Annotated in this window: 25 protein-coding genes; 10 read left to right on the forward strand and 15 right to left on the reverse strand. The window is 72.5% G+C overall.

The window, feature by feature from the left end; translation table 11 throughout:
• The first annotated feature begins 49 nt into the window (after positions 1-49).
• Together AB0C27_RS00225 and AB0C27_RS00230 are read left to right on the forward strand one after the other, a co-directional pair.
• The gene (locus tag AB0C27_RS00225; protein ID WP_357835376.1) at positions 50-1,102 is read left to right on the forward strand and encodes a polyamine ABC transporter substrate-binding protein; all 1,053 of its coding nucleotides are present in this window, start codon (positions 50-52) and stop codon (positions 1,100-1,102) included.
• Complete coding sequence (locus tag AB0C27_RS00230; protein ID WP_357835379.1) at positions 1,099-2,172, forward strand: hypothetical protein; 1,074 nt, start codon at positions 1,099-1,101, stop codon at positions 2,170-2,172. The genes AB0C27_RS00225 and AB0C27_RS00230 overlap by 4 nt, the downstream gene beginning before the upstream one ends.
• A 64-nt stretch (positions 2,173-2,236) precedes the next feature.
• Here the strand turns inward: AB0C27_RS00230 and AB0C27_RS00235 are convergent, their stop codons facing one another.
• The 9 genes from AB0C27_RS00235 to AB0C27_RS00275 form a co-directional block, all read right to left on the reverse strand.
• Positions 2,237-3,157 (reverse strand): acetamidase/formamidase family protein, encoded by a 921-nt coding sequence (locus AB0C27_RS00235; RefSeq protein WP_357835382.1) that lies wholly within the window; start codon positions 3,155-3,157, stop codon positions 2,237-2,239.
• Positions 3,154-4,110 carry a PDR/VanB family oxidoreductase gene (locus tag AB0C27_RS00240; protein WP_357835385.1) on the reverse strand — a complete coding sequence of 319 codons (957 nt, stop codon included), beginning with the start codon at positions 4,108-4,110 and terminating at the stop codon, positions 3,154-3,156. The genes AB0C27_RS00235 and AB0C27_RS00240 overlap by 4 nt, the downstream gene beginning before the upstream one ends.
• Positions 4,094-4,876 carry an MOSC N-terminal beta barrel domain-containing protein gene (locus tag AB0C27_RS00245; protein WP_357835388.1) on the reverse strand — a complete coding sequence of 261 codons (783 nt, stop codon included), beginning with the start codon at positions 4,874-4,876 and terminating at the stop codon, positions 4,094-4,096. Before AB0C27_RS00245 ends, AB0C27_RS00240 begins: the two co-directional genes overlap by 17 nt.
• Before the next feature lie 10 nt (positions 4,877-4,886).
• Complete coding sequence (locus AB0C27_RS00250; protein ID WP_357835391.1) at positions 4,887-5,507, reverse strand: DedA family protein; 621 nt, start codon at positions 5,505-5,507, stop codon at positions 4,887-4,889.
• A 40-nt stretch (positions 5,508-5,547) separates the two neighbouring features.
• Positions 5,548-7,308, reverse strand: coding sequence for an AMP-binding protein (locus AB0C27_RS00255; RefSeq protein WP_357835394.1), 1,761 nt, complete (start codon positions 7,306-7,308; stop codon positions 5,548-5,550).
• A 93-nt stretch (positions 7,309-7,401) separates the two neighbouring features.
• Complete coding sequence (locus AB0C27_RS00260; RefSeq protein ID WP_357835397.1) at positions 7,402-7,716, reverse strand: NIPSNAP family protein; 315 nt, start codon at positions 7,714-7,716, stop codon at positions 7,402-7,404.
• 6 nt (positions 7,717-7,722) lie between these two features.
• The gene (locus AB0C27_RS00265) at positions 7,723-8,226 is read right to left on the reverse strand and encodes a nuclear transport factor 2 family protein (RefSeq protein WP_357835400.1); all 504 of its coding nucleotides are present in this window, start codon (positions 8,224-8,226) and stop codon (positions 7,723-7,725) included.
• Positions 8,223-10,283 carry a CocE/NonD family hydrolase gene (locus AB0C27_RS00270; RefSeq protein WP_357835403.1) on the reverse strand — a complete coding sequence of 687 codons (2,061 nt, stop codon included), beginning with the start codon at positions 10,281-10,283 and terminating at the stop codon, positions 8,223-8,225. The genes AB0C27_RS00265 and AB0C27_RS00270 overlap by 4 nt, the downstream gene beginning before the upstream one ends.
• Entirely contained in the window at positions 10,280-11,386 is a 1,107-nt protein-coding gene (locus AB0C27_RS00275) for an FAD-dependent monooxygenase (protein WP_357835406.1), read from the reverse strand. Before AB0C27_RS00275 ends, AB0C27_RS00270 begins: the two co-directional genes overlap by 4 nt.
• 121 nt (positions 11,387-11,507) lie before the next feature.
• Between AB0C27_RS00275 and AB0C27_RS00280 the strand changes: the two genes are divergently transcribed.
• The gene (locus AB0C27_RS00280; RefSeq protein WP_357835409.1) at positions 11,508-12,419 is read left to right on the forward strand and encodes a LysR family transcriptional regulator; all 912 of its coding nucleotides are present in this window, start codon (positions 11,508-11,510) and stop codon (positions 12,417-12,419) included.
• An 82-nt stretch (positions 12,420-12,501) separates the two neighbouring features.
• Positions 12,502-13,110, forward strand: coding sequence for an NAD(P)H-binding protein (locus AB0C27_RS00285; protein WP_357835412.1), 609 nt, complete (start codon positions 12,502-12,504; stop codon positions 13,108-13,110).
• Here AB0C27_RS00285 and AB0C27_RS00290 read toward each other — a convergent pair.
• The 5 genes from AB0C27_RS00290 to AB0C27_RS00310 all read right to left on the reverse strand — a co-directional run bounded on the left by AB0C27_RS00290 (position 13,107) and on the right by AB0C27_RS00310 (position 17,235).
• Positions 13,107-14,000 (reverse strand): LysR family transcriptional regulator, encoded by an 894-nt coding sequence (locus AB0C27_RS00290; protein ID WP_357835415.1) that lies wholly within the window; start codon positions 13,998-14,000, stop codon positions 13,107-13,109. The genes AB0C27_RS00285 and AB0C27_RS00290 overlap by 4 nt on opposite strands.
• Before the next feature lie 63 nt (positions 14,001-14,063).
• On the reverse strand, positions 14,064-14,558 hold the full coding sequence (locus AB0C27_RS00295) for a zinc-binding dehydrogenase (protein WP_357835418.1): 495 nt from the start codon (positions 14,556-14,558) through the stop codon (positions 14,064-14,066).
• Positions 14,559-14,625: 67 nt separating this feature from the next.
• Complete coding sequence (locus tag AB0C27_RS00300) at positions 14,626-15,357, reverse strand: TetR/AcrR family transcriptional regulator (protein WP_357835421.1); 732 nt, start codon at positions 15,355-15,357, stop codon at positions 14,626-14,628.
• A gap of 103 nt (positions 15,358-15,460) precedes the next feature.
• Positions 15,461-16,468 (reverse strand): ornithine cyclodeaminase family protein, encoded by a 1,008-nt coding sequence (locus tag AB0C27_RS00305; protein ID WP_357835424.1) that lies wholly within the window; start codon positions 16,466-16,468, stop codon positions 15,461-15,463.
• Positions 16,469-16,521: 53 nt separating this feature from the next.
• Positions 16,522-17,235, reverse strand: a complete 714-nt coding sequence (locus tag AB0C27_RS00310; RefSeq protein ID WP_346106667.1) for a GntR family transcriptional regulator — start codon at positions 17,233-17,235, stop codon at positions 16,522-16,524.
• A gap of 198 nt (positions 17,236-17,433) precedes the next feature.
• Here AB0C27_RS00310 and AB0C27_RS00315 point away from each other — a divergent pair, with 198 nt between their 5' ends.
• Genes AB0C27_RS00315 through AB0C27_RS00340 form a run of 6 tightly spaced genes read left to right on the forward strand, consistent with a single transcriptional unit; the run spans position 17,434 to position 24,084 of the window.
• Positions 17,434-18,465: an autoinducer 2 ABC transporter substrate-binding protein gene (locus tag AB0C27_RS00315; RefSeq protein ID WP_357835427.1), complete on the forward strand. Its 1,032-nt coding sequence runs from the start codon at positions 17,434-17,436 to the stop codon at positions 18,463-18,465.
• Between the two features lie 7 nt (positions 18,466-18,472).
• Positions 18,473-19,969 carry a sugar ABC transporter ATP-binding protein gene (locus tag AB0C27_RS00320; RefSeq protein WP_357835430.1) on the forward strand — a complete coding sequence of 499 codons (1,497 nt, stop codon included), beginning with the start codon at positions 18,473-18,475 and terminating at the stop codon, positions 19,967-19,969.
• Positions 19,966-20,958, forward strand: coding sequence for an ABC transporter permease (locus tag AB0C27_RS00325; RefSeq protein ID WP_357835433.1), 993 nt, complete (start codon positions 19,966-19,968; stop codon positions 20,956-20,958). Before AB0C27_RS00320 ends, AB0C27_RS00325 begins: the two co-directional genes overlap by 4 nt.
• The gene (locus tag AB0C27_RS00330; protein WP_346106659.1) at positions 20,955-21,938 is read left to right on the forward strand and encodes an ABC transporter permease; all 984 of its coding nucleotides are present in this window, start codon (positions 20,955-20,957) and stop codon (positions 21,936-21,938) included. Before AB0C27_RS00325 ends, AB0C27_RS00330 begins: the two co-directional genes overlap by 4 nt.
• Positions 21,935-23,029, forward strand: coding sequence for a carbohydrate kinase family protein (locus tag AB0C27_RS00335; protein WP_357835437.1), 1,095 nt, complete (start codon positions 21,935-21,937; stop codon positions 23,027-23,029). The genes AB0C27_RS00330 and AB0C27_RS00335 overlap by 4 nt, the downstream gene beginning before the upstream one ends.
• Positions 23,029-24,084: an ADP-ribosylglycohydrolase family protein gene (locus AB0C27_RS00340; protein WP_357835440.1), complete on the forward strand. Its 1,056-nt coding sequence runs from the start codon at positions 23,029-23,031 to the stop codon at positions 24,082-24,084. Before AB0C27_RS00335 ends, AB0C27_RS00340 begins: the two co-directional genes overlap by 1 nt.
• Here AB0C27_RS00340 and AB0C27_RS00345 read toward each other — a convergent pair.
• Positions 24,071-25,441 carry a cellulase family glycosylhydrolase gene (locus tag AB0C27_RS00345; RefSeq protein WP_357835443.1) on the reverse strand — a complete coding sequence of 457 codons (1,371 nt, stop codon included), beginning with the start codon at positions 25,439-25,441 and terminating at the stop codon, positions 24,071-24,073. The two genes, AB0C27_RS00340 and AB0C27_RS00345, sit on opposite strands and share 14 nt — an antisense overlap.
• Positions 25,442-25,444 lie beyond the last annotated feature (3 nt).

Here is a 25,444-nt window from a genome sequence, read left to right on the forward strand (position 1 = left end):
CCCGCCGAACCTCGCGAACCTCGCTGAACCCGCCGAAAGAAGGAATCCCATGCCCACGCGCCGCGCCGTACTGGCCGCCGCCCTGATGGTGCTCGCCGCGGCCGGATGCTCCGGCTCGAACTCCGGCGAGCAGCAGGCGGAGGCGAACACCGTCGTCGTCAGCACCTTCCCCTTCGGGGTGAAGGAGTTCGAGCAGGCGGTCATCACCCCGTTCACCAAGCAGACCGGGATCAAGGTCGAGCTGGACACCGGGTCGAACGCCGACCGGCTGTCGAAGCTGAAGCTGGCCAAGGGCGAGCCGGAGGCGGACGTGGTGCTGATCTCCGACTACTTCGCCGCGCTCGGGCAGAAGGACGGCCTGTTCCAGAAGGTCGACGTGCCCAACATCAAGGAGCTGGCGCCGTTCGCGACCGAGGGCGGTTACGAGGGGCCGGCCTACACCCACCAGCTCAACGGGATTATCTACAACACCGACCAGCTCGACCAGAAGCAGGCCGCCGACTGGAACCTCTTCGCGGACGCCGCGAACAAGGGCAAGGTGGCGCTGCCCGACATCTCGGTGACCGCCGGGCAGCTGATGATCTCCGGGGTCGGCGAGGCGTACGGCAAGGGCCCGTACGACATCGACACCTCGCTGCGCACGCTGGCCGGCTGGGCCCCGAACGTGCTGCAGTTCTACACCTCCTCCACCGAGGTCACGAACCTGCTCACCCAGGGCGAGATCGTCGCCGCCGACGCGCTGAGCGGCTTCGCCACCAAGCTCGTCTCCTCCGGCGAGCCGATCGCCTGGACGGCGCCCGCCAAGGGCCGCTACATGGCCACGAACCGGGCGATGATCCCCAAGGGCGCGCGCAACCCCGAGGGGGCGGCGAAGCTGATCGACTACATGCTGTCGGCCGAGGCGCAGAGCGCGATGGCGAAGACCGTCGGCGACCTGCCCACGAACCCGAAGGCGGAGATCCCGCCCGAGATCGCCAAGGTGACCGGTGAGGCGGCGAAGGACCCGGTGGCCGCCGGGTTCAAGACCCTCGACCCCGCGCAGCTCGTCGACACCCGCGCCACGTGGGTGGACCGCTTCACCCGGGAGGTGGCCGGCAAGTGAGGCTCGACCTGATGCCCAAGGTCGATCTGCACTGTCACCTCATCGGCACCGTGCGCGCCTCGACCTTCGCCGAGCTGGCCAGGCGGGAGCGGCTCGGCCTGCCCGCCCCGCCGGAGCGGATCTACGCGGACGTGAACTCGCTGCCGCCGGACCCGGCGCTCTACCTGGACACCAGGATCCCGGTGCCGCAGGGCAGGAGCGCGGACGAGCCGGAGGTGTCGTACTCGCTGTTCCAGGTGTCGTCGTGGGTGCTCGAGGTGCTGCGCGACGCCGACGACCTGACCAGGATCACGTACGAGGCGTTCGAGGACGCGCACAGGACGAGTGCCACCCGGCATCTGGAGGTGTCGTTCGACGCGCTGACCGAGCATCAGGAGAAGCTCGGTTACGCGACGGTGGTCGAGGCGTACGCCGAGGGCATCAGGATGGCCGAGCGCGACTTCGGCATGTCGGGCCGGCTCATCGCGGCCGTCGACCGGAGCAGGACGGGCGAGGAAGCGCTCTCCTGGGTGCGCACGGTCGTGGAGCATCCGCACGACTACGTGGCCGGCATCGGGCTGGACAACCTGGAGACGGCCGGTCCTCCCGAGCGGTTCGAGGCCGCTTTCCGGCTGGCCGGGGCGGCCGGGCTGCGCCGTACCGCGCACTCCTCCGAGCACGCGCCGGTCGCCGTCAACACGATCACCTGCCTGGACGTGCTCGGCTGCGACCGGATCGACCACGGCTACTTCGTCCTGGAGGACGACGAGGTCGTGGCCAGGCTGAGGGACGAGCAGGTGCCGTTCACCGTCATCTCGACCACCTCGCGGCGCTCGTGGCGGCCGTGGCGGCGGGCGTCGATCGCGGCGATGCTCGCGGCCGGGCTGAACGTCATCCCGGCCTCCGACGATCCCGGGATGTTCCCGACGTCGCTGGCGCAGGAGTACCGGATCCTGGCCGACGAGCTCGCCGTGCCCGAGGAGCGGTTGCGGGCGATGGCGCTGGCCGGGGTGGAGGCGTGCTGGCTGCCCGAGCCCGAGAAGGCCGCGCTGCGCGAGCGCTTCGAGCGCGAGCTGGCCGTCTCGGAGTGACCCGCCCCCGCGCCGGCCGACGTGGGGGCGGCCGGCGCGGGGGCCTGCGGTGCTTTCTCCCGGCTCAGGTGATCGCGTCGTGGGGCAGGACGGCGTGCACGCCCCACGTCTCGTTCGCCACCTGAGTGACGCGCAGGTCCACGACCGTGCTGGCCAGGGCCGTGGCGGTGCCCCTGTCCAGGTCGTACAGGTGCTGCATCCAGGTGAGCATCGCGGCGAGCGCCTCCATCATCGCCGCGTTGAGGTCGGCGTCGAACCCGAACGTGACCCGCCCGCCCGGCGTCACCGCGTGCGGGCCGGGCACGGGAGGGGCGGTGACGACGTCGAGCGTCACCTCCGTCGTCATCGGGCACTCGATCGCGGTGCCGCACACCTCACCGTCGCCCTGCGCGGCGTGCCCGTCGCCGAGGTGCAGCAGCGCGCCGGGCACGGTGACCGGCAGGAACAGCGTCGCCCCCGCGGTCAGCTCACGGCAGTCGATGTTGCCGCCGCCGGCCGCGCGCGGCGGGATCGTGGAGTGCGGTCCTGGCTCGGCGGGCGGCAGGCCGATCACGCCGAGGAACGGCGCGGTCCGTACGGTGTGGCCTCGGTCGCTGGTGGCGGTCCCGGCGTCGGCGTCGATCTCCCACAGCAGCCAGGACGGCTCCCCGGTGAGCCCGAGCGCCCGGTTCAGCGCGTTGTCCTTGGCGCCCGCGATGGTCCAGCCCCACTCCCCCGGCCTGACCGAGTCGATGCGGACGGCCAGCACGTCGCCCGGTGCCGCGCCGCGCACCTCGACGGGACCGGTGAGGCAGTGGCCGCGCCGGTCCGTGAACATGGTCGGCCGCCGCTCCCCCGGCGTGCGCTGGCGTTCGAGGTGGCCGGAGGCGTCGAGCGAGCCGACGACGACGGTGTCACCCGGGTCCACGCTGAGCGCGGGCGGCGTGTCGCGGTCGAACACGTCGATCGTGGTTCCCGACCCGGGATGCAGTTCGTGAATGGTCAAGCCGGCTCCTCGTTCTCGTGGGGGCCGACGACGATCTCCGGCGACGCGGCCCGCGACACACAGGCCACCATGGTCCCAAGCCGCTCTTCCGCGCTGGACACCGCGTCACGGTGATCCACCTCGCCGTCGAGGACCGCGAGCCGGCACGTACCGCAGCTGCCCGCCTCGCAGGACGATTCGACGCGCACGCCGTCACGGCGCAGCGCGGCCAGCAGCGACAGGTGCGCGGGCACGTGCACCCGGCGCCCGTCGGGAGCCCAGACGGCGGTGAACGGCAGCGACATCCCGGTGCCGGCGGCCGTGAACTCCTCCATGTGGATCCGGCTCGCCCGCCAGTGCGCGGTCAGCGTCCGCACGGCCCGCATGAGCGGAGCGGGCCCGCAGCAGTAGACGCGCACGTCGTCGTCCGGCACGGCGAGGTGGGGCCACAGGTCGAGCGGCCCGTGGTCGTCGCTGTGGTGCACGGTGTCCTCGGGGCCGCGGAACTCGTGCAGGAACGGGGTCTCCGCCGCCGACCGCGTCAGGTACAGCAGCCGTACGCCGGTGCGGCCCCCGGCGCGCAGCCGGCGCAGCATCGCCCTGATCGGCGTGATGCCGATGCCGCCGGCGATGAACAGGTAGCGGAGCGACGGTTCGAGCGGGAACCCGTTGGCCGGGGCGGAGACCACGAGTTCGCTCCCCGCCGTCACGTCGTGGTGCATGCTCGCGGACCCGCCCCGGCCGGCGTCGTCGCGGCGCACGCACACGACGTACTCCCTGGGCCGGGGGCCGCCCGGTTCGACCAGGCTGTAGCCGCGTCTGTGCCCGGCCGGGGTGGTCACCACGACATGTGCGCCCGGCTCGTACGCCGGCAGCACGCCTCCGTCCGGGTCCCGCAGGACGAAACGGCGCACGGTCGGCGTGAGGTCGATCGCCTCGCAGACCCGAAGGCGCAGCTCAGAGGACGAGCGCACTGTCCCGCTCCACGCGTCCGGCGGTGAGAACCTCCAGGTGCACGCCCATGAGCTGGTGCCCGTACGTTCTGTCGATCATGGTGACCACCGGCAGGTCGCGGCGGCCGGTGTCCGGATCGACCTCGGTCGCGGCGCAGCGCCTGGTCCGGTGCACGGCTCGGACGCGCACACCGCCCAAGGCGAACTCCCGGCCGATCAGCTCCAGCTCGGACCAGGCGGGCAGGCCGTCCACGAGGACGTTGGCCCGGAACCTGCGCGGATCGATCACGCTGCCCGTACGTGACTCCAGGTCGCGCACCGAGGCCAGGTTGACCAGCGAGATCCAGCCCATCGGCCCGTCCCCGGCCGCGGCCGCGTCGGTGAAGCGCCGGCCCGGCTCCCGCGCGAGCAGCGGCGTCACCCCGGCGGGCAGGTCGAGGACGCGGGCGAAGAAGCGCTCCGCGCCGTCGCGCCCCCGCTCGGTGCGCAGGTCGGCCCTGAGCACTTCGTGGCCGGCGACGCGGGCGGTGAGGACGTCGGTCGCGGTGTCGAGGTGGGTGCCGAGCCCGGCCAGGCGGTGGTCCGAGACCAGGGCGAAGAACTCCCGCTTCGACAGCCCCTCTTGGATTCCCGGCCGGTACGCGCCGTCCGGGCGGGCGAGGGCGTACCTCCGGTCGTACCGAAACCCTTCGCCCGGCCGCAGCTCGGCGCGCTCCAGCGGTTGCGCGCTGAGCCCCTTCACCGGGTAGACGAACAGCTCGCGCACCCGGCCCCGGGTCCCGGTCATGACCTGCTCCTCAGCCGGTGGTCGTCTCAGCGACGGCGCCGCCGCGCCGGCGCAGATGGCGGACGGCCTCGATGACGCCGGTGACCAGGAACGCGAGCGCAAGCCCGACGGCGATGGCGAGCAGCGTGTTGTCCTGGAAGATGACGCCGCCGAGATAGCCGGTGAGCACGGTGTAGGCGCTCCAGGTGGCGGTGGCGAACCCGACGAAGGCCATGTACGCGCCCAGCGGGTAACCGACAATCCCTGTGGACAAGGTGGCCAGATAGCGCCCGACCGGGATGAACCGGGTGGTCACCAGGACGAAGCCGCCACGGGCGTCGAGCTGCCGGGTGAACCAGTCGTGTGCCCGCCGCCGCTTGGTGCCGGGCGGCAGCCGTTTGAGCACGCGCGGCCCGAGCAGCCGGCCGACGACGTACGGGACCATGTCGCCGAGGAACGCGCCGAGCGTTGTGGCGGCGATGACGAGCAGGAGGTCGGTCTTGCCGGTGGCGGCGTAGACGCCGGCGACGACCACGACGGCCTCGCTCGGGATCAGCGGGAGGAAGGAGTCGAGGCAGGACACGGCGATGAGCACCGCGTACAGCCAGGGTGAGGTGATGAGCGATTCGGCGAGCTCCAGCCAGTCGATCATGGGGTGCCGCCTGTCGTCGTCGGGGAGTGCGGATGGATCGTCACGGGGAGTCCCTCCGGAAGGTCCGGTGCGTCGCACCGGCGGATCGTGTCGGTGCGTCAGGGGGAGTGAGGCCGGGGAGCTGGTCGTCGCGCCATTCGGCGCTCGCCCCTGCGCCGTCGGCCAGCTCCCGCTCCCGGTTCCTGAGCTCGACGCGCCGGATCTTGCCGGAGATGGTCTTGGGCAGGTCGTAGAACTCGATCCGCCGGACCCGCTGGTAAGGGGCGAGGTGCTCACGGGCGTACCGCAGGATCGACAGCGCCGTCTCCCGCGTCGGCTCGTGACCGGGCGCCAGCGCGACGTACGCCTTGGGCACGGCCAGCCGGACCGGGTCCGGCGCGGGCACGATCGCGGCCTCGGCGACCGCCGGATGCTCGATGAGCACCGATTCGAGCTCGAACGGGCTGATCTTGTAGTCGCTCGCCTTGAACACGTCGTCGGTGCGGCCGATGTAGGTGATGTAGCCGTCGGCGTCGCGGGCGGCCACGTCACCGGTGTGGTAGTAGCCGCCGCTCATCGCGCCGGCGGCGCGGCCGGCGTCGTCCCGGTAGCCGGTCATGAGCGGCAGTGGCCGGGCCGACAGGTCGAGGCACAGCTCCCCTTCGCCCGCTCCCGTGACCAGGCCGCCGGCGACCGGGTCCACCAGGACGACCGGGACGCCGGGCAGCGGCCGTCCCATCGATCCGGCCCGGACCGCGGCGCCTGGAGGGTTGCCCACCTGGGCGGTGGTCTCGGTCTGGCCGAACCCGTCGCGCACGGTCAGGCCCCAGGCGCGGCGTACCCGTTCGATGACCTCGGGGTTGAGCGGCTCCCCCGCACTGATCACCTCGCGCAGCGCGGCCGGGCGCGCGCCGAGGTCGGCGTTGATCAGCATCCGCCAGACGGTCGGCGGGGCGCAGAACGAGCTGACCTCACGATCGCGCAGCTGCTCCAGCAGCGTCACCGGGTCGAAGCGGCGGTAGTCGCAGACGACGACGGTCGCCTCGGCGATCCACGGCGCGAAGAAGCTGGACCAGGCGTGCTTGGCCCAGCCGGGTGAGGAGAGGTTCAGGTGCACATCGCCGGGGCGCAGGCCCAGCCAGTACATCGTGGACAGGTGGCCGACCGGGTAGGACACCTGCGTGTGCTCGACCAGCTTGGGCCGTGACGTGGTGCCGGAGGTGAAGTAGAGCAGCAGCGGGTCGTCCGGCGCGGTGCCCGGGTGCGCGACCCTCGTGTGCTCCAGCTCCGCGGCCGCCCGCAGGTCGGACCAGCCCTCGGCGGCGCCGGCGCTGATCCGCGTGTAGCCGCCGGGCACCCGGTCGAACGCGCCGGTGTGCGCGGCGTCGCAGATCACGTGCCGGACGCGGCCACGGGAGATCCGGTCCGTGAGGTCCTCGGGACCCATCGCGGTCGTGGTGGGCAGGATGACCGCGCCCAGCTTCATGACGGCCAGCATCGACTCCCACAGCTCGACCTGGTTGCCGAGCATCAGCAGGACCGGGTCGCCCTTGCGGACGCCGGCCGTGGCCAGCCAGGTCGCCAGGCGGTCGGAGGCGCGGGACATTTCGGCGAAGGTGCGTTCTGTCGCGGAGCCGTCCTCCCGTACGACGACGAGGGCCGGGCGGTCGTCGCCGCTCGCGACGGCGTCGAACCAGTCCACCGCCCAGTTGAACCGCGTCCCGAGCTCCGGCCAGCGGAACTCGGCCACGGCGCGGTCGTGCTCCTCGCGCAGGCGCAGCAGCTGGTCCCGGCTCTGCCGGTACGCGGCGGTCACGTTCACGGTGTGTCCTCCTCGGTACGGGTACGGGGCACGGCGTTCGGCGGGGTCGGGCGTGCCCGGGTCAGGTGTTCGGCGGGTCACGTGTTCGGCGGGTCAGCGGAGTGCGGAGCCGGGGGCGGGTTCCAGCCTGGTCATGGACTCGCTTCCGTCCGTCAGCTCGGCGACGGTCTCGGCCACGGCCGCGCACCGGGGATCACCGTGGACGGCCTCCAGGACGCGTTCGCGGTCGGCGGTGTCTTCGAAGCGGCGGATCCAGACGAACGCGTCCTCGTCGCCGATCACGGTGAACGCGCCTGCCACGCGCATCCCCAGCTCCTGGTGCAGCGGGATGACGACCTCGTCCATGTAGCTCGCCAGCTCGGCGCCGCGGCCGGGGCGGGCGTGCTCGGTGCGGATCTCGTAGAACATCGGTGCTCATCCTTCGGGGCGGTCGTCGGAGCGGGGAGTGACACGGGCGGCGGCGAGCGCGTAGGCGTCGGGAGATCCCTCCCACGGGCCCGTGCGCACCACCGCCCAGTGGGTGATCAGCCAGCGTCCGCCGAGCTTGCGCAGCCTGAGCTGCCAGTAGCCGCGCATCGTGCAGTGGTCGACGACACCGGGGTCCGCGGGGACGTGGTGGTAGGCGACCATGTGCGTACGGCACTCCGCCTCGCCGTCCGAGAGCCGTACGACGAGGTTGGAGGCGGCGTGGTGGGTGCAGTCGAAGCCGTCCAGCGTCTTTCTGGCCAGCTCGACCAGGTCGGGGGCCGTCACGGTCGTCGGCGGCCGGCCGTGGTGGTGGGTCGACAGGTCCAGCAGCACCTCGTCGGCGAACAGCCGGCGCAGAGCCGTCCAGTCGCGGTCGTCCTGGGCGTGGGCGAGACCGGCGACGACGTCGGCCACGGCCGCCCGGTCGGCCAGCTCCTCCAGCGTGGTCATGGCCGTGCCTCCGCTTCCGCGATCTTCGTTGTGGGTTCCGAGTCCGCCCGTTCCAGGGCCGCGTGTTCTGGGTCCGGGCGTTCTGGCTCGGGGCGTTCCGGGCTGGGGCGTTCGATCAGGGGCAGGACCAGGCGGCTGGGATGGCGCGGGCCGTGGTGGACCCGGTTGACCGCCACGACCAGGTCGTCCGGGCCGTCGGTGGCGATCGTCGTGCCCGTGTTGGTGTTGCGGTCGTAGCGGGGGAAGTTGCTGCTGGAGACCTCCAGCAGGATGCGGTGCCCGGGCAGGAAGACGTTCGAGGTGACGCCCAGGTCGATGCTCAGCTCGTAAACGGTCCCCGGCTCCATCAGCGCGGGCTCGGTGAGCGACCCCCGGTAGCGGGCGCGCTGGATGCCCTCGCACAGCAGGATCGCCCTGCCGTCGGGGTGCACGTCCACGAGCTTGCCGGTGAAGTCGGTGTCCGGGGCGGAGGAGGAGACGTGCAGGACCAGGCTGACGTGGCCGGTGACCTCGACGGGACGATCCAGGACGGGGGTGGCGAAGCACAGCACGTCCTCGCGCGCCTCGGCCGCCGCCTGGTCGGCCGGTCCCGGGTAGGAGCCGGGTACGGCGGCCAGCACGGTGCCGCCCAGTGTCGGAACCGGGTGGCGCGGGTCGTACCGGAAGGTGTCGGCCGCCTCCGTCTCCGGGACGTCGTGCGTCAGGAGGCCGTCTCCGGCGGCGGTGTTGGCGCGACCGGCTCCGTCGAGGAAGAAGGGGGTGTGGCGGGTGCCGGGCAACGGCCAGTCCACCTCGTCACGCCACCGGTCGACGCCCATGACGAAGATGCGCACCCTGTGCGTGTCGTCGGAGGCACCGGCACCGGCGCCGCCGGCGCTGGCGGGGTTGGCGGGGTTGGCGTCGTCGGGGGTGTCCGTTCGGTCGCGGACCCAGCGGTCGAAGAAGCGCAGGTGTGCGCCCGTGACGTCGGCGGTCTTGATGCTCCCTTCGAGCCCGAACGACCGGTCGGGGAAGGTGCCGAGGTCCATGCCGTCGGCGTGGCACCAGGGGCCGATGACCATCCGCTGGCCGTCCCGGGCGTCCGCGCTGCCGCCGTGGCGGCGCATCATCGTGTACGACCGGACGGTCTCGCGGATGAACACGTCGTACCAGCCGCCCACGTGCAGCGCGGGGACGGTGATGTCGGCGCAGCGGTCGATCGCGGCGATCTCCTGCCAGAACGCGTCCCGTTCCGGATGCCCGAGCACCTGGCCGGCCCAGGGCAGGTGCCGGGTCAGCGCGACACGGTCGGCGAGCGGCAGCGGGTCGTGCAGCAGCCCAGGATCGGACAACCCCGACATGAGCCTGCCGACATCGGCGACGTCATCGTGCCCGTGACCATCACCGTCGCCGTGACCCTGCCCGCCATCCTGCCCGCCATCTTGCCCGCCATCTTGCCCGTCACCCTGCCCGCCATGACCGTCGCCGGCACCGTGACCCGCATCGTCGCCGTGCCCGTCAGCGCCGCCGTCGCCTTTCTTGTCGGCGAGGGTGCGGCGCAGGTTGCGCAGGGCCGAGAGGGTGGCCCAGGTCAGGACGGCGTCCTGTGACAGCGCACCGCCCGGCGAATACCACGGCGCCGCGTACGGATCGGCGGAGCTCATCACGGGCGCGATGGCCCGCAGCGCCGGCGCCCCGAGCACGGCCGCCTCCCACTGCGCGAACCCCATGTACGACCCGCCCCACATCCCGACCGCCCCGTCGCACCACGGCTGCGCGGCCAGCCAGGCGAGCGTGTCGGCGCCGTCGCGGCCCTCGTTCGCGTGCGGCACGAAGATCCCCGGCGAGCGCGAGGTCCCCCGGACGTCCTGCGCCACCACCGCGTAACCGGCGGCCACGAAGGCGAACACGTCCGGCAGTTTCGGGTTGCCGTACAGTCCGGCGTCGTCCTTTCCGTAGGGGGTGCGGACCAGCAGCGCGGGAAACGGTCCCGGGCCCGCGGGCCGCCAGACGTTGGTGGCGAGGGCGATGCCGTCACGCATCGGCACCGGCACGTCCACCTCGACGGTGAACGTCATGCCGTCTCCACCCGCTGGGGAGTGATCATCCAGTGGCTGAAGGCGGCGTAGTTCCGCGCGAAGTCCCGCGGCGTGGGCGCGTGCTCGACCGCCGCCGACAGTCGCGCGACGTGCGCGTACCTCGGGATCTGGGCGGCCTCGTAGGCGGCGAGCGCGGCGGGTACGTCGCAGCCGGGGCTGAGCAGGCGCCCGAGCAGGGCGGCGTCCTCGATGCCCAGTGTCGCGCCGGCGGTGATGTGCGGCGACATCGCGTGGGCCGAGTCGCCGGCCAGCACGACCCGCCCGGAGACCCAGTGCGGCAGCGGCGGCACGAGCATGATCTGGTTGTGCAGGATCACCTCGTCCGGCGTGGCGGCGATCAGCCGGCTCAGGGTCCCGTCGCGCCCGTCCTCCTCCAGGTGGGCGGCCCGTTCCAGGGCCTGCTGCTTCGGGGTGCCGGTCAGCGGGGGCGAGTTGAACTGGTTGACCAGCCAGTAGACGTTCCCGTCCTGGGTGCGCAGGTAGCCGCCCCGGCAGCCGTTGCCGCCCAGGATCAGCCGGTCGGCCGGCACGGGGATGCCGGCCGGGGCCGGGAAGACCGCGCGCCAGGCGTGATGGCCCTCGTGCTCGCGGGCCTCCGCGCCCGGCACGAGTTGCGCGCGTACCGCCGAGTACGCCCCGTCCGCCCCGACGAGCACGTCGCCCTTCTCCTCGCTGCCGTCGGACAGCCGGACCGTGACGTGGTCCGCGTGCTCGTCGTAGGCGTGAAACCCGGTGTCCAGGCGGATGTTGGCGCGCCCCACGGCCTCGGCGAGCAGGTCGTTCAGCTTCGCCCGGTGCACCAGCAGGTACCGATGGTCCTCGGCCCCGAACTCCGGGGTTTCGAGCAGCCGCCCGGCCGGGTCGTGGAAGTACATCTCGGCGGGTTTGCCGACGGCGCGTACCTCGTCGCCGATGCCGAGTTCGTCGAACACCGCAAGCGCGTTGGCCCACAGCCCCAGCCCGGCCCCCGCGGCGCGGATCTCCGGCGCCTGCTCACAGATCACCACCTCGATCCCGGCACGGCGCAGCGCGAGCCCGGTCGTCAAGCCCACGATCCCGCCACCGATCAGCACAGCCCGCATCACAGCCCCCTTGGTCGTTCTCGGCACACGTTCCTTGTCGCGCTGCCCACCGTAGGAACGGCTCCGGATTAGCACCAGTGCAACATCGGTATGGAGTCTTTTCGCGTGTGATAATCGGCGGATGGACCACGTCGATCTCAACCTGATCGAGGCGCTGGACGCGCTGCTCGCCGAGAACAGCGTGACGAAGGCGGCGGCGCGCCTGCACACGTCGGCGCCGGCGATGAGCCGGGCCCTGTCGCGGCTGCGCCGCGCCTTCGACGATCCGCTGCTCGTACGCGCCGGGCGCGATCTCGTGCCCACGCCCCGGGCCCTGGAGCTGCGCGGCGAGGCCCACGCGATCGCCACCCGGGCGCGGGCCCTGTTCGCGCCTTCGACAGCGGCCGATCCGCGTACGGCGGTGCGCGTGTTCGACATCCAGGTCACCGACATGTTGTCCACGACGTTCATCCCGGCCCTCATCGACGACCTGCGCGTCGAGGCGCCGGGCATCTCGCTGCGGCTGCGGCCGGAGAACCTGGAGGACACCCCGGCCCTGCGCGAAGGGCTGGTCGATCTGGAGATCGGGATGATCCGCCCCGGCGATCCCGAGATCCGCATGGCGACGCTGGTCACGGAGGAGCTGGTCGGCGCGGTGCGGCCGGGCCACCCGCTGGCGGAGGCGGCGGCCGTCACGCCCGAGGGGTTCGCCGCGGCCGATCACATCGTGGTGTCGCGGCGCGGGCGGGCGCACGGCCCGATCGACGAGCAGCTGGCCGGCCTGGACCTGCGCCGGCGGGTGGTCGCCGTGGTGCCGACGTTCGCGGGGGCGCTGTTCCTGGCCCGCGAGACCGACGTCGTCTGCGTGGCTCCGGGCCGGCTGGGGCGGCCGATGCTGGACACGCTCGGGCTGCGTACGTTCCCGATCCCGTTGACGTTGCCCGCCGTGACGATCGGCATGGCGTGGCATCCCCGCAACCACCACGACCGCACGCATCAGCTGCTCCGCGAGCGCATCCGCCACATCATGGCCGCCGTGGCCGGCCTGGAGTGAAGCCACGGATTGCGTCTCGGTAAATCATTCGTTCCATCAGTTGCATTTGCCGTTATTTAGCTGAGTGCCTAGCGTCTCGGGCATGCATCTCACCGTTCTCGCGGCCTCGGGCCGTACCGGACTCGCCCTCACCCGGCAGGCGCTGCGGCGCGGCCACACCGTCACGGCCATCGCCCGCGACCCCGCGCGCATCGCGCTGCCCGACACGCCCGGCCTGACCAAGGTGGCCGGTGACGTGCACGATCCGGCGAGCATCGCCGCGATCGTCGGCGGCGACTCCGTCGTCCTGTCCGCACTCGGCACCGAGCAGGCGGGCGTCCTGCTCGCCGGCGCCAAGTCGGTCCTCGCGGCCGGGCCGCGGCGGGTCATCTGGCTCGGCGCCTACGGCACGGGCGACTCCGCCGGCGTGGCGGGACCGGGCGCGGGCGTCCTCGTGCGGTTGCTGGGCGACCGGCTCGCGGACAAGGTCGCGGCCGACGGCGCCGTGCTCGCCGCTGGGGGCACGGTCTTCCACGCCGGGGTGCTCGGCGACGGGCCGGAGGATCCGGGCAGGCGCACGGTCGGGCTGGACGCCGCGCCACCGTTCGACCTCGGCGCGAAGGTCAGCCGCGAGAGCGTCGCGGCGGCCATGCTGGACGAGGCCGAGTCGCCCCGCTTCCCCGGCGCCGTGGCCCTGCCGCTGCCCGCTTAGACGATCTCCGCCAGGCAGGCCCGTACCTGGTCGCGCAGCCAGGCGTGGGCGGGGTCGGAGTCGTAGCGCTGGTGCCAGTTACAGCTGATCACCGCCGCCGGGAACTCCACCGGCAGCGGCCGGACGACCAGCCCGAACGCCTCGACGTACGGGCGGCTGAGCCGCTCCGTGCAGGTGACCAGCACCTCGCTCCCGCGCGCCATGAGCAGGGCCACGGGCAGGCTCGCCACGGCCGCGACCACCCGGCGGCGCAGGCCCTGGGCGGTCAGCACGTCGTCGATCGGCGCGGTGAGACGGCCCCGCCGCGAGACCACCACGTGCGGTCGCGCCGCGTACGCGCGCACGTCGAGGCCGCCGGCGCACGGGTGGTCAGGGCGCATCGCCACGACGAGCGGATCGTGCCCGAGCGGCTGCGACCTGAACTCGGGCTGATCGGGCCGGCCGCCGCCGAGTTCCAGGTCGACGCGCCCGTGCCGCAGGTCGTCGGTGTCGGCGGAGTGCTCGCCCAGGACCCGGAGCCGTACGGCGGGGGCCTGCTCCTGGATCCTGGCGACCAGCGCGGGCACGAGCGTGGCGGCGAGCGCGTCGTGGCACCGGATCGTGAACGTGCGTTCCAGCGTGGCCAGGTCGGGGCGGCGGGCCGGCGCGAGCACGTCGTGCGCCTGCCCGACCAGCCGGTGCACGTCCTCCCTGATCGCCAGCGCGTACGGGGTAGGGGTCATCGTGTGACCGGTACGGACGAGAATGTCGTCGCCGGTGACCTTGCGCAGCCTGCCGAGGGTCCGGCTGACCGCGGGCGACGACAATCCCAGCCGCTCGGCCGCCCCCATCACGCTGCCCTCTTCGAGCAGGGCGTCGAGCACGGTGAGCAGGTTCAGGTCCACGTGCATGCCGGTGATTCTCCTCGTCCGTGCCTTCGTCGCACCGCGGTCGCACCCGCCGGCGGAGCGCCGTCAGCGGATCACCAGCACCAGCCTGCCCCGTACGTGACCATGCTCGCTGACATGACGGGCCCGGGCGATCTCGGCGAGCGGGAAGGTCCGCTCCACGGGGAGCCAGAACCGCCCGCTTGCAATGAGTTCGCCCACCTCGGCCAGCGAGTGGAAGGCGTGCCCGTCGACGAACCCGTTGCTGAAGTGCACGCCGTGCTCCTTGGCGCCGTCGAGCGCGGCGTCGACGCCGCCGGGGGCCAGGGCTCGGTCGCCCACGGCCACGGCGGTCACGCCCGCGCCGACCTCGTCGACGACCCCGGCGACGTCGCGGCCGGTCGTCTGGGGCAGCTCCGCGCCGAACGTCAGCGTGCCCGCGCGCAGCTTGACGTCCGTCGCGCTGATCCCGGCCGCGTGCACCACGATCCGGACCTGGCCGGGGCCTGGATGCGGGTCGGGAAGGTCCACGATCTCCAGGACCTCCGGCCCTCCGTACCGGCTGAACTGTGCTGCCTTCATGATGCTCCTTCTCCTGTACGCATGCCGGACACGCATGCCGGACGCGCATGCCGACGCACGGTCCGTCTTATGGAGTGAGGCCGCCGAAGAGCAGGCCGAGGGTGAAGTCGAACCGCGCGTGGCCCTCGCCTGAGGTCAGCTCCTCCGCGTGCGCGACCGTGATCGGGAAGCGGTCCGGCGGCAGCATGCCCAGGCGCTCGACGACCTCGGCCCTGGTCGCGGCCTGTTCGCCGGCGTCCTCCTCGGGATAGCGCCGCAGCGACACGGCGCTGTAGGCGCCGACGTAGAGGAACGCCGCGTCCGCCGCCCACGCGGCGCTCCGCAACGACGCCCCTCCGGCCAGCAGGATCGCCAGCATCCCCTCGTTGAGCCGGAGCGTGTGCAGGCTGTGCGGGGCGGCGGCGAGCGCGGCGCGCGAGATTCCCGGGTAGCGGAGATACTGGTCGCGCAGCTGCCCGCACACGTCAATGGCCTGCTCGGTCCACCGCGCGGGATCCGGCCGGGGCAGCGTCACCCGTGAGCACAGCTCGCCGATCATCAGGTCGTCGAGTTCCGCCTTGTCACGCACGTGCACGTACAGCGCTCCGGGGCTGGCCTTCAGCGCGGCGGCGACCCGGCGCATCGTCAGCTCGTCGAACCCTTCCGCCTCGACCAGCTCCAGCGCGGCGGCCACGATCCGGCCGGCCGTGAGGGGTTCCCTGCGGGGACGTGACGCACCGGGCGTCTCGGTCAGCGCCGCGACCTGTGCCGCCCACTCGTCACGGGAGACGATGCCGCGCGACGTGCTCTTCTTGGCCATGACCCGACGATAGCACCAAATGAACACCGTTCATATAAAGAATAATAGTCATTCGATGAACATCGTTCATCGACAGTGGCGCTCCCAGGAGCGAGGGCCGGGTTCAGGAGTCGCCGAGGAGGTCGACCGTGAGGCCGAGGTCGCGTCGTTCGGCTTCGCGGTAGGCCAGCAGGCTGAGGGCGAGGTCCTGCCAGGGCAGGCCCACCGGACCGTACACCGTGACCTGATCGGGGTCGGTGCGGCCCGGGTGGTCGCCGCGCAGGATCTCGCCGAGAGTGGCGTGCGCCGCCTCCGCCGGCAGGTCCGCCGCGGCGAGGACGCCCATGGCGGCGGCGAGCGGCCGATCATCTACGGCGAGTACGTCGGCGGCCCGCAGCATGGACGGCGCCAGTTCCTGCTTGCCCGGTTCGTCCACGCCGAGTGTGGTCAGGTGCCGGCCGGGGCGGACGTCGGAGAGGGTCAGCAGCGGGGTACGGGACCAGGTGGCGAGCACCACGATGGAGGCGTGGGCGGCGACCTCGGCCGCCGAGCCCGCGAGCCGGCCGCCGTGCCGGTCGCGGAAGGCGGCGGCCCGTTCCGGGGACACGTCATGAATGATCAGGTCGCTGACGGGACGCAGCCGCCGCAGTCCGGTCACCACCAGGTCCGCCTGAGCCCCCGCACCGACCACACCCACGACATCGCCCACGCCGTCGCCCGAGACCTGCCCCGCGACCTCGCCCGAGCCGTCGCCCGCGAGATCGCTTCCCCGGGCGGCCAGGGCGTCGGTGCCGAGGGCGGCGGCCAGGCCGGTGCGCCACGCCGTGATGGTGGCGCTGTCGAGCAGCGCCAGGAGCTCGCCGTCCTGGCCGTCGTGCAGGCAGATGACCCCGCGCAGCGCCGGGCGGGCCGCCGGGAACTTGGCGTTGACCTTCACCGTGTACGCGTCGATCCCGGGCAGCAGACCGGGGATCAGCGCGGTGGCCGTACCGGGGAACGGTAGCTCCGTCCGGATCCTCTGCCCGGGAAACCCTGCGTCACCGTCTTGAACGAAACCGTCGCGCAGGGCCGCGAGACAGGCGTCAGGATCGAGCAGGGTGAGCAGGTCGCCACGGGTGAGGATTCTGGTCATGGCGGTCATGATGACAGGCGCGGCACACCCGGGAGCCCCCGCCCCCGCACAGGTCAGGCGCGCAGTTTGACCACGTAACGGTAGCGGTCGCCGCGGGCCGCCGAGCGGGTGTACTCCACCGGCCGCCCCGCCCGGTCGTACGTCCACCGCCTGATGACGATGAGCGGGCTGCCGACCGGGACGCCGAGCACGCCCGCCTCCCGCTCGTCGGCGGCCTCGGCGTGGATGCTCTCGGTGGCCTCCGCGACCCGGGTGTCGAGGTCCTCGGCGAGGGAGGCGTAGAGCGACTGGCGCTCCGCCAGCACCTCGGGGTCGATGCGGGAGCCGATCCGGTCGGGGAGCCAGGAGTCGAGCAGCGCGAACGGGGAGCCGGAGCCCGTGCGCACCCTGCGGACCAGCCACACGGCCTCGGAGGGGAGGAAGCCGAGGATCTCCAGCGGCGGGGCGGGGTCGCGGCGGATCTCGACCCCGGTGATGCCCGGCTCAAGCCCGAGGTCGCGCAGCAGCGTGGTGAAGCTGCGCAGGCTGCCGAGCGAGTGGCTGATGCCGATCTCCACGTTGACGTAGCTGCCCGAGCCGCGGCGCCGGGTGATGAGGTTGGCCGCGGCCAGGCGGTCGAGCGCCACTCTGACGGTGTTCCTGCTGACGCCGTACTCGTCGGTGAGCGCCTCCTCCGACGGCAGCCGCTCGCCTGGTTTGTACCGGCCGTCCAGGATCTGCGTGCGCAGAGAATCGGCGACGATCTCGTGCGCGTGGCGCTTGGTCATCCGGGCATCTCCCTCGCTCACACAAAGCCGGCGCAGACCGAAGTATCAGTAACAGTCGACCAACACAACTTATACCAACAGAAATCAGATTAGTACCTACAACTCTTGACATTGTTAGGTACTGATTTCTAGCCTGGGGCCCACAGGCGGCACGGGGCGCGCCTTCGTGACCAGTCAGTCGTCTCGTGAGGATGCGATATGCGAAAGATCAGAGCCGGGATCGTGGCCACCCTGTCGGCGTTCGCGCTGGCGGCCTGCTCGACGGTGGGCGGTTCGGCCAGCCCGAGCGCCGCGCCGGACGGCGGCGGTGGTGGCGAAGGGGGCAAGAAGGTCGCCTTCGTCTCCCAGGTGGAGGGAGTCCCCTACTTCTCCGCCTTCAAGCAGGGCGCCACGGAGACGGCGAGCTCGCTCGGCATGTCGTACACCCAGGCCGGCCCGGCCACGGCGGACGCGACCGAGCAGGTCCGCATCTTCAACAGCCTGGTCCAGCAGGGCTACGCCGCCATCGCGGTCTCCCCGCTCGACCCGCGCTCCATGAACCCCGCCATCGCGGCGGCGCGCAAGAAGGGCATCGTGGTCATCACCTCCGACGCCGACGCGCCCGACAGCGAACGCCAGGTCTTCGTGCAGCAGGCCACCGACGCCGCTCTCGGCGCGACCGTCATGGACCAGATCGCCGAGAAGGTGGGCGGCCAGGGCAAGTACGGCATCGTCTCCGGCGCGGCCGACACGCAGACGTTCAACAGCTGGGTGGCCGAGGCGCGCAAGCGGCAGGAGGCGGCGTACCCGAAGATGCAGCTCGTGGGCGGAGTGCGCTACACCACCGACACCGCGCAGGCGCTCAAGGAGGCACAAGACCTCATGACCGCCAACCCCGACCTCAAGGGGCTCATCGCGGTGCCCTCGACGGCCGTGCCCGGCGTGGCGCAGGCCGTCCAGAACGCCGGCAAGGCCGGGCAGATCGCCGTCTCCGGTTTCGGTTCGCCGAAGACCGCGCGCACGTACGTCGACTCGGGCGCGATGACCTCCACGGTGCTGTGGGACGTGCCGCAGCTCGGCATCCTGACCGTCTGGGCGATGAAGCAGCTCCTGGACGGCAAGGAGTTCACCGCGGACAACACCGTGCCGGGGCTCAAGCAGCCGGTGAAGTACGACGCCGGCCACAAGACCCTGGTGCTGGGCCCGCCCATGGTCTTCACCAAGTCGAACATCGCGCAGTTCGACTACTAGGAGCGACGTGCGCACGATCCTCTCGGTGACCGGGCTCTCCAAGAGCTTCGGAGCCACCGCCGCGCTCACCGATGTCGGCTTCACGCTGGCGGCCGGTGAGCGGCTGGCCCTGCTCGGCGAGAACGGCGCCGGCAAGTCCACCCTGATCAAGCTGATCGCCGGCGTGCACCGGCCGGACGCCGGCGAGATGACGCTCGACGGCGAACCGCACCGGCCCGCCTCGCCCGGCGACGCGCTGGCCGCCGGCGTCAGCGTCGTCTACCAGGAGCCGTCGTTCTTCCCGCGCCTGTCGGTGCTGGAGAACCTCTTCGTCGGCCGGGAGCCGCGCGACCGCCTGACCCAGGTCGACTGGGGCGAGATGCGCAGGCGCGGCGTGGAGCTCTTCGGGCGGCTCGGCCTGCCCGTGGAGCTGCTGAACCGGCGGATGGACTCGCTCAGCCTGGCCGAGCAGCAGCTCGCCCTGATCACCAGGGCCGTGGACGTGGACGCCAAGGTGCTGATCCTGGACGAGCCCACCTCGATCCTGACCGACGCCGAGGCCCGCCGGCTCTTCCGTGTGGTCCAGCGCCTGTCGGAGGCGGGCGTGGCCATCCTCTACATCACCCACCGCTTCGAGGAGCTGGAACACGTCGCGGACCGGTTCCTCGTGCTGAAGGACGGGCACCTGGCCGGCGACCTGCCCGCGGCGGCGGCCGACCACGACCGGATCCTGGAGATGATGTCCGGCCGTCCGGTCAACGCCACGATCAGCCGGACGGTCGCCGACCCGGGCCCCGTGGTGCTGGAGGCCGACGGGATCACGGTGCCGGGCTCGCTGTCCGGCGTCGGGCTAACCGTGCGCGAGAGCGAGGTCGTCGGCCTGTACGGCCTGGTCGGCGCCGGGCGTACGGAGCTGGCCCTGACCGTCTTCGGCATGCTGCACCCCACGGCCGGGTCGATGCGGGTGCGGGGCGAGCCGTACGCGCCGAAGAGCCCGCGCGACGCCATGGCGCGCGGGATCGCCTACCTGCCCGAGGACAGGAAGACGCTGGGGCTCTTCCCCGGAATGGACACGATGAGCAACCTGACGGCCGTGCTGCTGCCCGCCCTGCTGGGGCGCTTCGGCGTCATCCGGCGGGCCAAGGAACGCGAGCTCGCCTCCACGTGGGTGCGCTCGCTGCGGATCAAGGCCCCGACGCTCGACTTCCCCGTCACCGGCCTGTCCGGCGGGCACCAGCAGAAGGTGCTCTTCGCCCGGCAGCTCGTCACCGGCCCGGAGATCCTCATCCTGGACGAGCCGACCCGCGGCATCGACGTGGCCACCAAGACCGACATCCAGCAGCGGCTGGTGGAGGTCGCCCGCGAGGGCACGGCGGTGCTGGTCATCTCCAGCGACCTGCCGGAGCTGCTGGCCGTGTCCGACCGCGTCTACGTCATGCGCGAGGGCCGGATGGCCGCCGAGCTGCACGGCGACGACCTGACCGAGGACGCCGTGCTGCGTGCCACGATGGGGGTGAGCCGGTGAGCACCACCGCCCTGTCCCCCGTGACGGCGCCGTCGGCGCGCGGGCTGACCCTGCTGCGCGACGCCCTGCTGCCGATCCTCCTCGTGGCCGAGGTGATCTTCTTCGGTCTGGCCGCCCCCGACTTCCTGTCCGCCTCCAACCTCGCCAACGTGGTGATCAACTCGGCCGACCTGGCTCTGCTCGCGGCCGGGATGACGCTGGTCGTGCTGCTGGCCGGGATCGACGTGTCGGTCGGCCCGATGCTGGGCGTGGTCGCCTGGGTCGGCGCCTCGCTGTTCGTGGCCGGCCTGCCACCGCTGCTCGTGGTGCTCGCCTCGGTGCTGCTCGGCGGGCTGCTCGGCGCGGTCAACGCCGGGCTGATCGTCGGCGGGCGGATCTCCCCCATCATCGCCACGCTGGGCACCGCCGCCATCTTCAAGACCGTGCTGTTCGTCCTGTGGAACAGCACCGACGTGTTCGCCGGGCCCGTCGTGCCGGTGCTCGGGCCCGCGCGGGCGGGCGGCGTGCCCCTGGTGGGCGTGGTCGTCCTGGTGGTGTTCGGGATCTTCGCGTACGTCCTGCGTCATCGCGTGTTCGGCCGGCGGCTGTTCGCCATCGGCAACGACGCCGAGGGCGCGCGGCTGCTGGGCGTGCCCGTCGGCCGTACCTCGTTCGCTGCGTACGTGCTGGTGGGAGCCCTCGTCGGCATCGCGGCCCTGATCTACGTGGGCCGGGTCGGCGTGGTGCAGGCCACCGCCGGGCAGGAGCTGACCCTGCCCGCCATCGCCGCCGTGGTCGTCGGCGGCACCAGCATCCTGGGCGGCGAGGGCGGCGTGCTGCGCACCCTCGGCGGCCTGGTCTTCATCGCCTTGCTACAGAACGGGGTCGTCCTCATGGGCGTGCCCCCGCTGTGGAACGGGGTGCTGGTCGGCCTGGCCGTCGCCCTCGCGGTGGCCTTCGACGTCCTGACCAGACGCACCCTCGACAAGCGGATCGGAGCGCGTAAATGACAACGACAGCCGTGGCCAGGCGCTCGCTGCGCGACCGGCTGAGCGACCGCCGGACGTTCCTCGCGGTGCTCGTCGTCGCGCTCGGCGCCCTGATGAGCGTGCTGTCGCCGTACTTCCTCCAGGTGAGCAACCTCCTGGCGATGACGCAGTACGGCGCGGTCATCGGCCTGCTGGCCCTCGGCCAGGCGTTCGTCATCCTGGGCGGCAGGGGCGGCATCGACCTGTCCGTGGGGTCGGTGCTGAGCCTGTCGGGCATCGTCATGGGGCTGCTCGCGCAGGACCTCGGTCTCAGCCCGTGGCTGGCCGCGCTGGTCACCGTCGCCGGCGGCGGCCTGCTCGGCTCGGTGAACGGCTTCATGATCGCCCGGCTCGGCCTGCCGCCGCTCATCGTCACGCTGAGCACGCTCTTCCTGTACGGGGCCCTCGCGCAGGTGCTGACCGGCGGCGGCCAGCTCGGCGGGTTCGACGGGGGCGGCTTCCCCGCGCTCGGGCAGAGCGCGATCCTCGGCGTCCCCACCCAGGTGCTCCTGGTCCTGGCGCCGATGTACGCCGTGGCCATCTGGGCGCAGAACCGCACAGCGTTCGGCCGCCGCCTGCACCAGGCCGGCACCAGCGACCGGGCCGCGGGCCTGGCCGGGATCGACGTGCAGCGGCTGCGGTTCCGGCTCTACGTGCTGTCGGGCGCGCTGGCCGCGCTCGGCGCCGTGGTGACCAACGCGTGGCTGCTCACCGCCAGGCCCAGCGCGGGCACCGGGATGGAGCTGCAGGCGATCACCATCGCGGTGCTCGGCGGCATCGACATCTTCGGCGGCCGGGGGCATCTCAGCGGGGTCCTGCTGGCGCTCGCCGTCGTGGTCGTCCTGTCGTGGGGGCTGCAGCTGGCGCAGGTCGGCAACTCGGTGCAGACCGGCATCCTCGGCCTGGTGCTCGTCGGCGCGGCCCTGCTGAACAACCTGATCGGCAGGAAGGCCGCCGGATGACACCCCAGAACGACCAGCCCTCGGACGACCGGGCCTCGGACGACCAGCCCGTGAACGACCGGCTCCCGGACGCCCGGCGATCGGGCGACCGAGCCTCGGACGACCGGCCCGTGGATGACCGGCCCGTGGATGACCGGCCCGTGGATGACCGGCCCGTGGATGTGCTGGCCGTCGGTGACGCCAGTGTCGACTACTTCGTACACGTGCCGCACATCGCGGTGGCCGACGACAAGGCGATCGGCCGGCTGGCCGGCGTGCACGGCGGCGGCATGAGCGCCAACCTGGCCGCCGCCGCGAGCTTCGCCGGGGCCCGCGCGGCGCTGGCCACGGCGGTGGGCGCGGACGACCTCGGCCGCCAGGCCCTCGACCGCCTCGCGGCCCAGGGCGTGGACGTCTCCCCCAGCGTCCGCGTACCCGGCGGGCACACCTGGTTCTGCGTGATCCAGCTCGACCCCAGCGGCGAGAAGTCCCTCGTCGGCGCGGTGACCGAGGTGAAGATCCCGGAGGTCGGCCAGATCTCCGACGAGCTGCTCCGCACGGCGCGGCTGGTCGCGCCGCTGGCCGACGACCTCGACTGGGCCATCGGCCTGGCCGGGCGGGCCAGGGCGGGCGGCGCGAAGGTGGCCGTGGACCTGGAGCCCGACGCGGTCGCCGGCCGGCTCGATCAGGTGCGGGAGCTGGCCCGGCTCAGCGACCTCGTCTTCTGCAACCAGCGCGCCGCCGACGTGCTGGCCGGCGGCGACCCCGAGCGCTGCGCCGCGCTGCTGCTCGCGGCCGGCGCCGGCGCCGTCGTGGTGACCAGGGGGCGTGACGGCGCCCTCTGCTTCGCCCCCGGGCAGAGCTGGTCGGCGCGCGGGCCGCGGGTCGAGGTCGTGGACACCACCGGCGCGGGCGACACGCTGGCCGGGGCGTTCACCGGGTCCTGGATCCGCGGGCGCTCCCTCGCCGACAGCCTGCGCGCCGGGGTCGCCGCGGCCTCGCTCTGCGTCGGCCATCTCGGCTCACGCGCCTATCTCGATGCCGGAACCGGCATCGACTCCCTCATGCGGAACGTCACCCTCGACGCCGCTCCTCCCCTGCAAGGATTCTGATGATCACTCTTCTGGACCGCATCCACGGCAGCCTGGCCGCCGCCTGCATCGCCGACGCCCTCGGTGCCCCCACCGAGGAACGCTCCATCCCGGAGATCAGGCGGCTGTTCGGCCGGCGGGTGGAGAGCTTCCACGCGCCGCTGCCCGACGCGCCGTACGCGGTCGGGCGCGGGCCGGCCCAGATCACCGACGACTCCAGCCAGATGCTGCTGCTGGCCGAGGCGTTCATCGCGCACGACGGGGAGGTCACCCCCGAGGTCATGGCGGACCTGCTCATCGGCTGGTCCGGCAACCCCGACTATTTCCCCCACTTCGCCGGACCCACCACGCGCCGGGCGATCGAGCGGCTCAAGGCCGGCGAGGACCCCTGGGAGGTCGGCCGGTCGGGCCGCATCATGAGCGAGGGCGCCAGCAACGGCGGGGCCATGCGGGTCGCCCCCGCCGGTCTGGTGCACCCCGGTGACATCGAGGGCGCCGTGCGTGCCGCGCACCTGACGTGCGTGCCCAGCCACCACACGAACATCGGCGTCGCCGGGGCCGCGGCCATCGCCGCCGCCACCGCCGCGGCGTGCGTGGACGGCGCCGACCTGTTCCAGGTCGTCCGGGCCGCGCGGCACGGCGCGGAGCTCGGCGAGCGGCTGGGCTCCGAGCAGGGCCGGCACGTCCCGGGGCCGTCGGTGGCCGAGCGGATCGACCTCGCGGTCACGCTCGCCGTGCAGTCGCGCGACCTGGACGACGCCATCGAACGGATCGCGGCCGTGATCGGCACCGGGTTGCCCGCGGCCGAGGCGTGCCCGGCCGCCATCGGCCTGCTCGTGGCGGCCGGCGGCGACCCGTTCCAGACGGCGGTCGCGGCGGCCACCGCCGGCGGCGACTCCGACACGGTGGGCTGCATGGCGGCGGCCGTCGCCGGCGCGCTCAACGGCGTCGCCGCCCTGCCCACCGAATCCGTCGCCCGGGTCGAGCAGGCCAACAAGCTCGACCTGGCCGGCGTGGCGGCCCGCCTGACGGCGGTCGCCCGCCCGGTGCCCGCGGGCCTGGTCAGCCCGTCCTGAGCTGGTCGAGGAGCGGGGTGCGGATGTCGCAGTTGGCGAGTGCGAACGAGTCGGCGAGCGCGATCAGGTCGTCGTCGCCGAGCCCCCGGAACAGCTCGGCGTACTCGTACGCCAGCGGTTGCGCGACCGCGATGTTGAGGATGAGCGTCCTGACCCAGTCGAAGCGGCCCCACGGATAGGGGTCGAAGCCGGGGACCTCGCGCGCGATCAACTCCTGGAACGGCTCGGTCACCTCCGCGACGCCCCGGCCGTCGCTGCCCCACTGGTCGGCGCCCAGGCGGTTCTTCTTCGCCACGAAGTCCCCGAACCGGGTCAGGTACGCGGAGTCCGGCCGGACCATGACCACGCCCTGCCGGCCGAGGTCCTTGTACATCCAGATCGACCACCCTGCCCCGTCCTGGCGGTAGATGTCGAGCTGGTCGTCGAGGAGTCGCCGGCGCATGGCGTCGATCCGCTCGTCACCGGTGTAGATGGGGCCGAACTCCCCCACCCAGACCGGCGTCCCGGTCCGGCGGCAGTACGCGGTGCGTTCGGCGTACTTGGCCGCCAGCGCCGCCTTGTCGTAGTGCCTGCCGTCGGTGAGCCCCGGGTAGTCACCGCCGCGCCCCAGGCCGGGGGCGGCGTAGTCGTGGCAGGCGTAGACGGTGTTCTCCCAGGGCTCGGCGAAGACGTCGAACTCGGTCGAGTACGTGTTGCCGTCGAGGAACAGGATGTGCCGCTCGTCGATCTTCCTGATGGCCTCGACCAGACGCCGGTAGAAGGGCCCGACCACGGCTCGCGACTCGTCCGCCGGCTCGTTGATCGGGTTGTACCCGGCCACCCACGGGTTGTCCTTGTAGTGGTCGGCGATGCGCTCCCACATCGCCACCACGCGGTCCTGGAAGTGCGGATGCTCCCAGAACGCGGCCCGGTGCGTGGGGTTGTCGGAGTGCCAGTGGTGGTTCTGCCCGCCCGGCAGCGCGTGCAGGTCGATGACCGAGTAGACGCCGTGCCGCGCGCACGCCTCGACGGCCCGGTCGAGGTGCCGGAACCCGTCCTCCTTGAACACGAACGGCGCACTGTCGTCCTCGAAGTGGTGGTAGTTGACCGGGATCCTGACGCAGTTCAGTCCGGCGCCGGCCAGCAGTTCCGCGTCGGCGTCGGCGAAGAACGCGGTCAGCAGCCGGTCGAAGAAGAGCTCGTAACGCTCGTCGCCGAGCACGGCCCGGACGGTGGCGCGCATCAGCGACTCGTTGCCGGAGTAGCCGGTGATGAAGTTCTCCATGTTGAGCCAGCCGCCCACGGCGACGCCGCGCAGCCGTACGGTGGCGCCGCTCTCGTCGACGAACCGGCGGCCCTCGGTGCGAAGAAACGTCATGCC

The sequence above is a fragment of the Nonomuraea sp. NPDC048882 genome (assembly GCF_040649755.1).
Taxonomy (GTDB): domain Bacteria; phylum Actinomycetota; class Actinomycetes; order Streptosporangiales; family Streptosporangiaceae; genus Nonomuraea; species Nonomuraea maheshkhaliensis.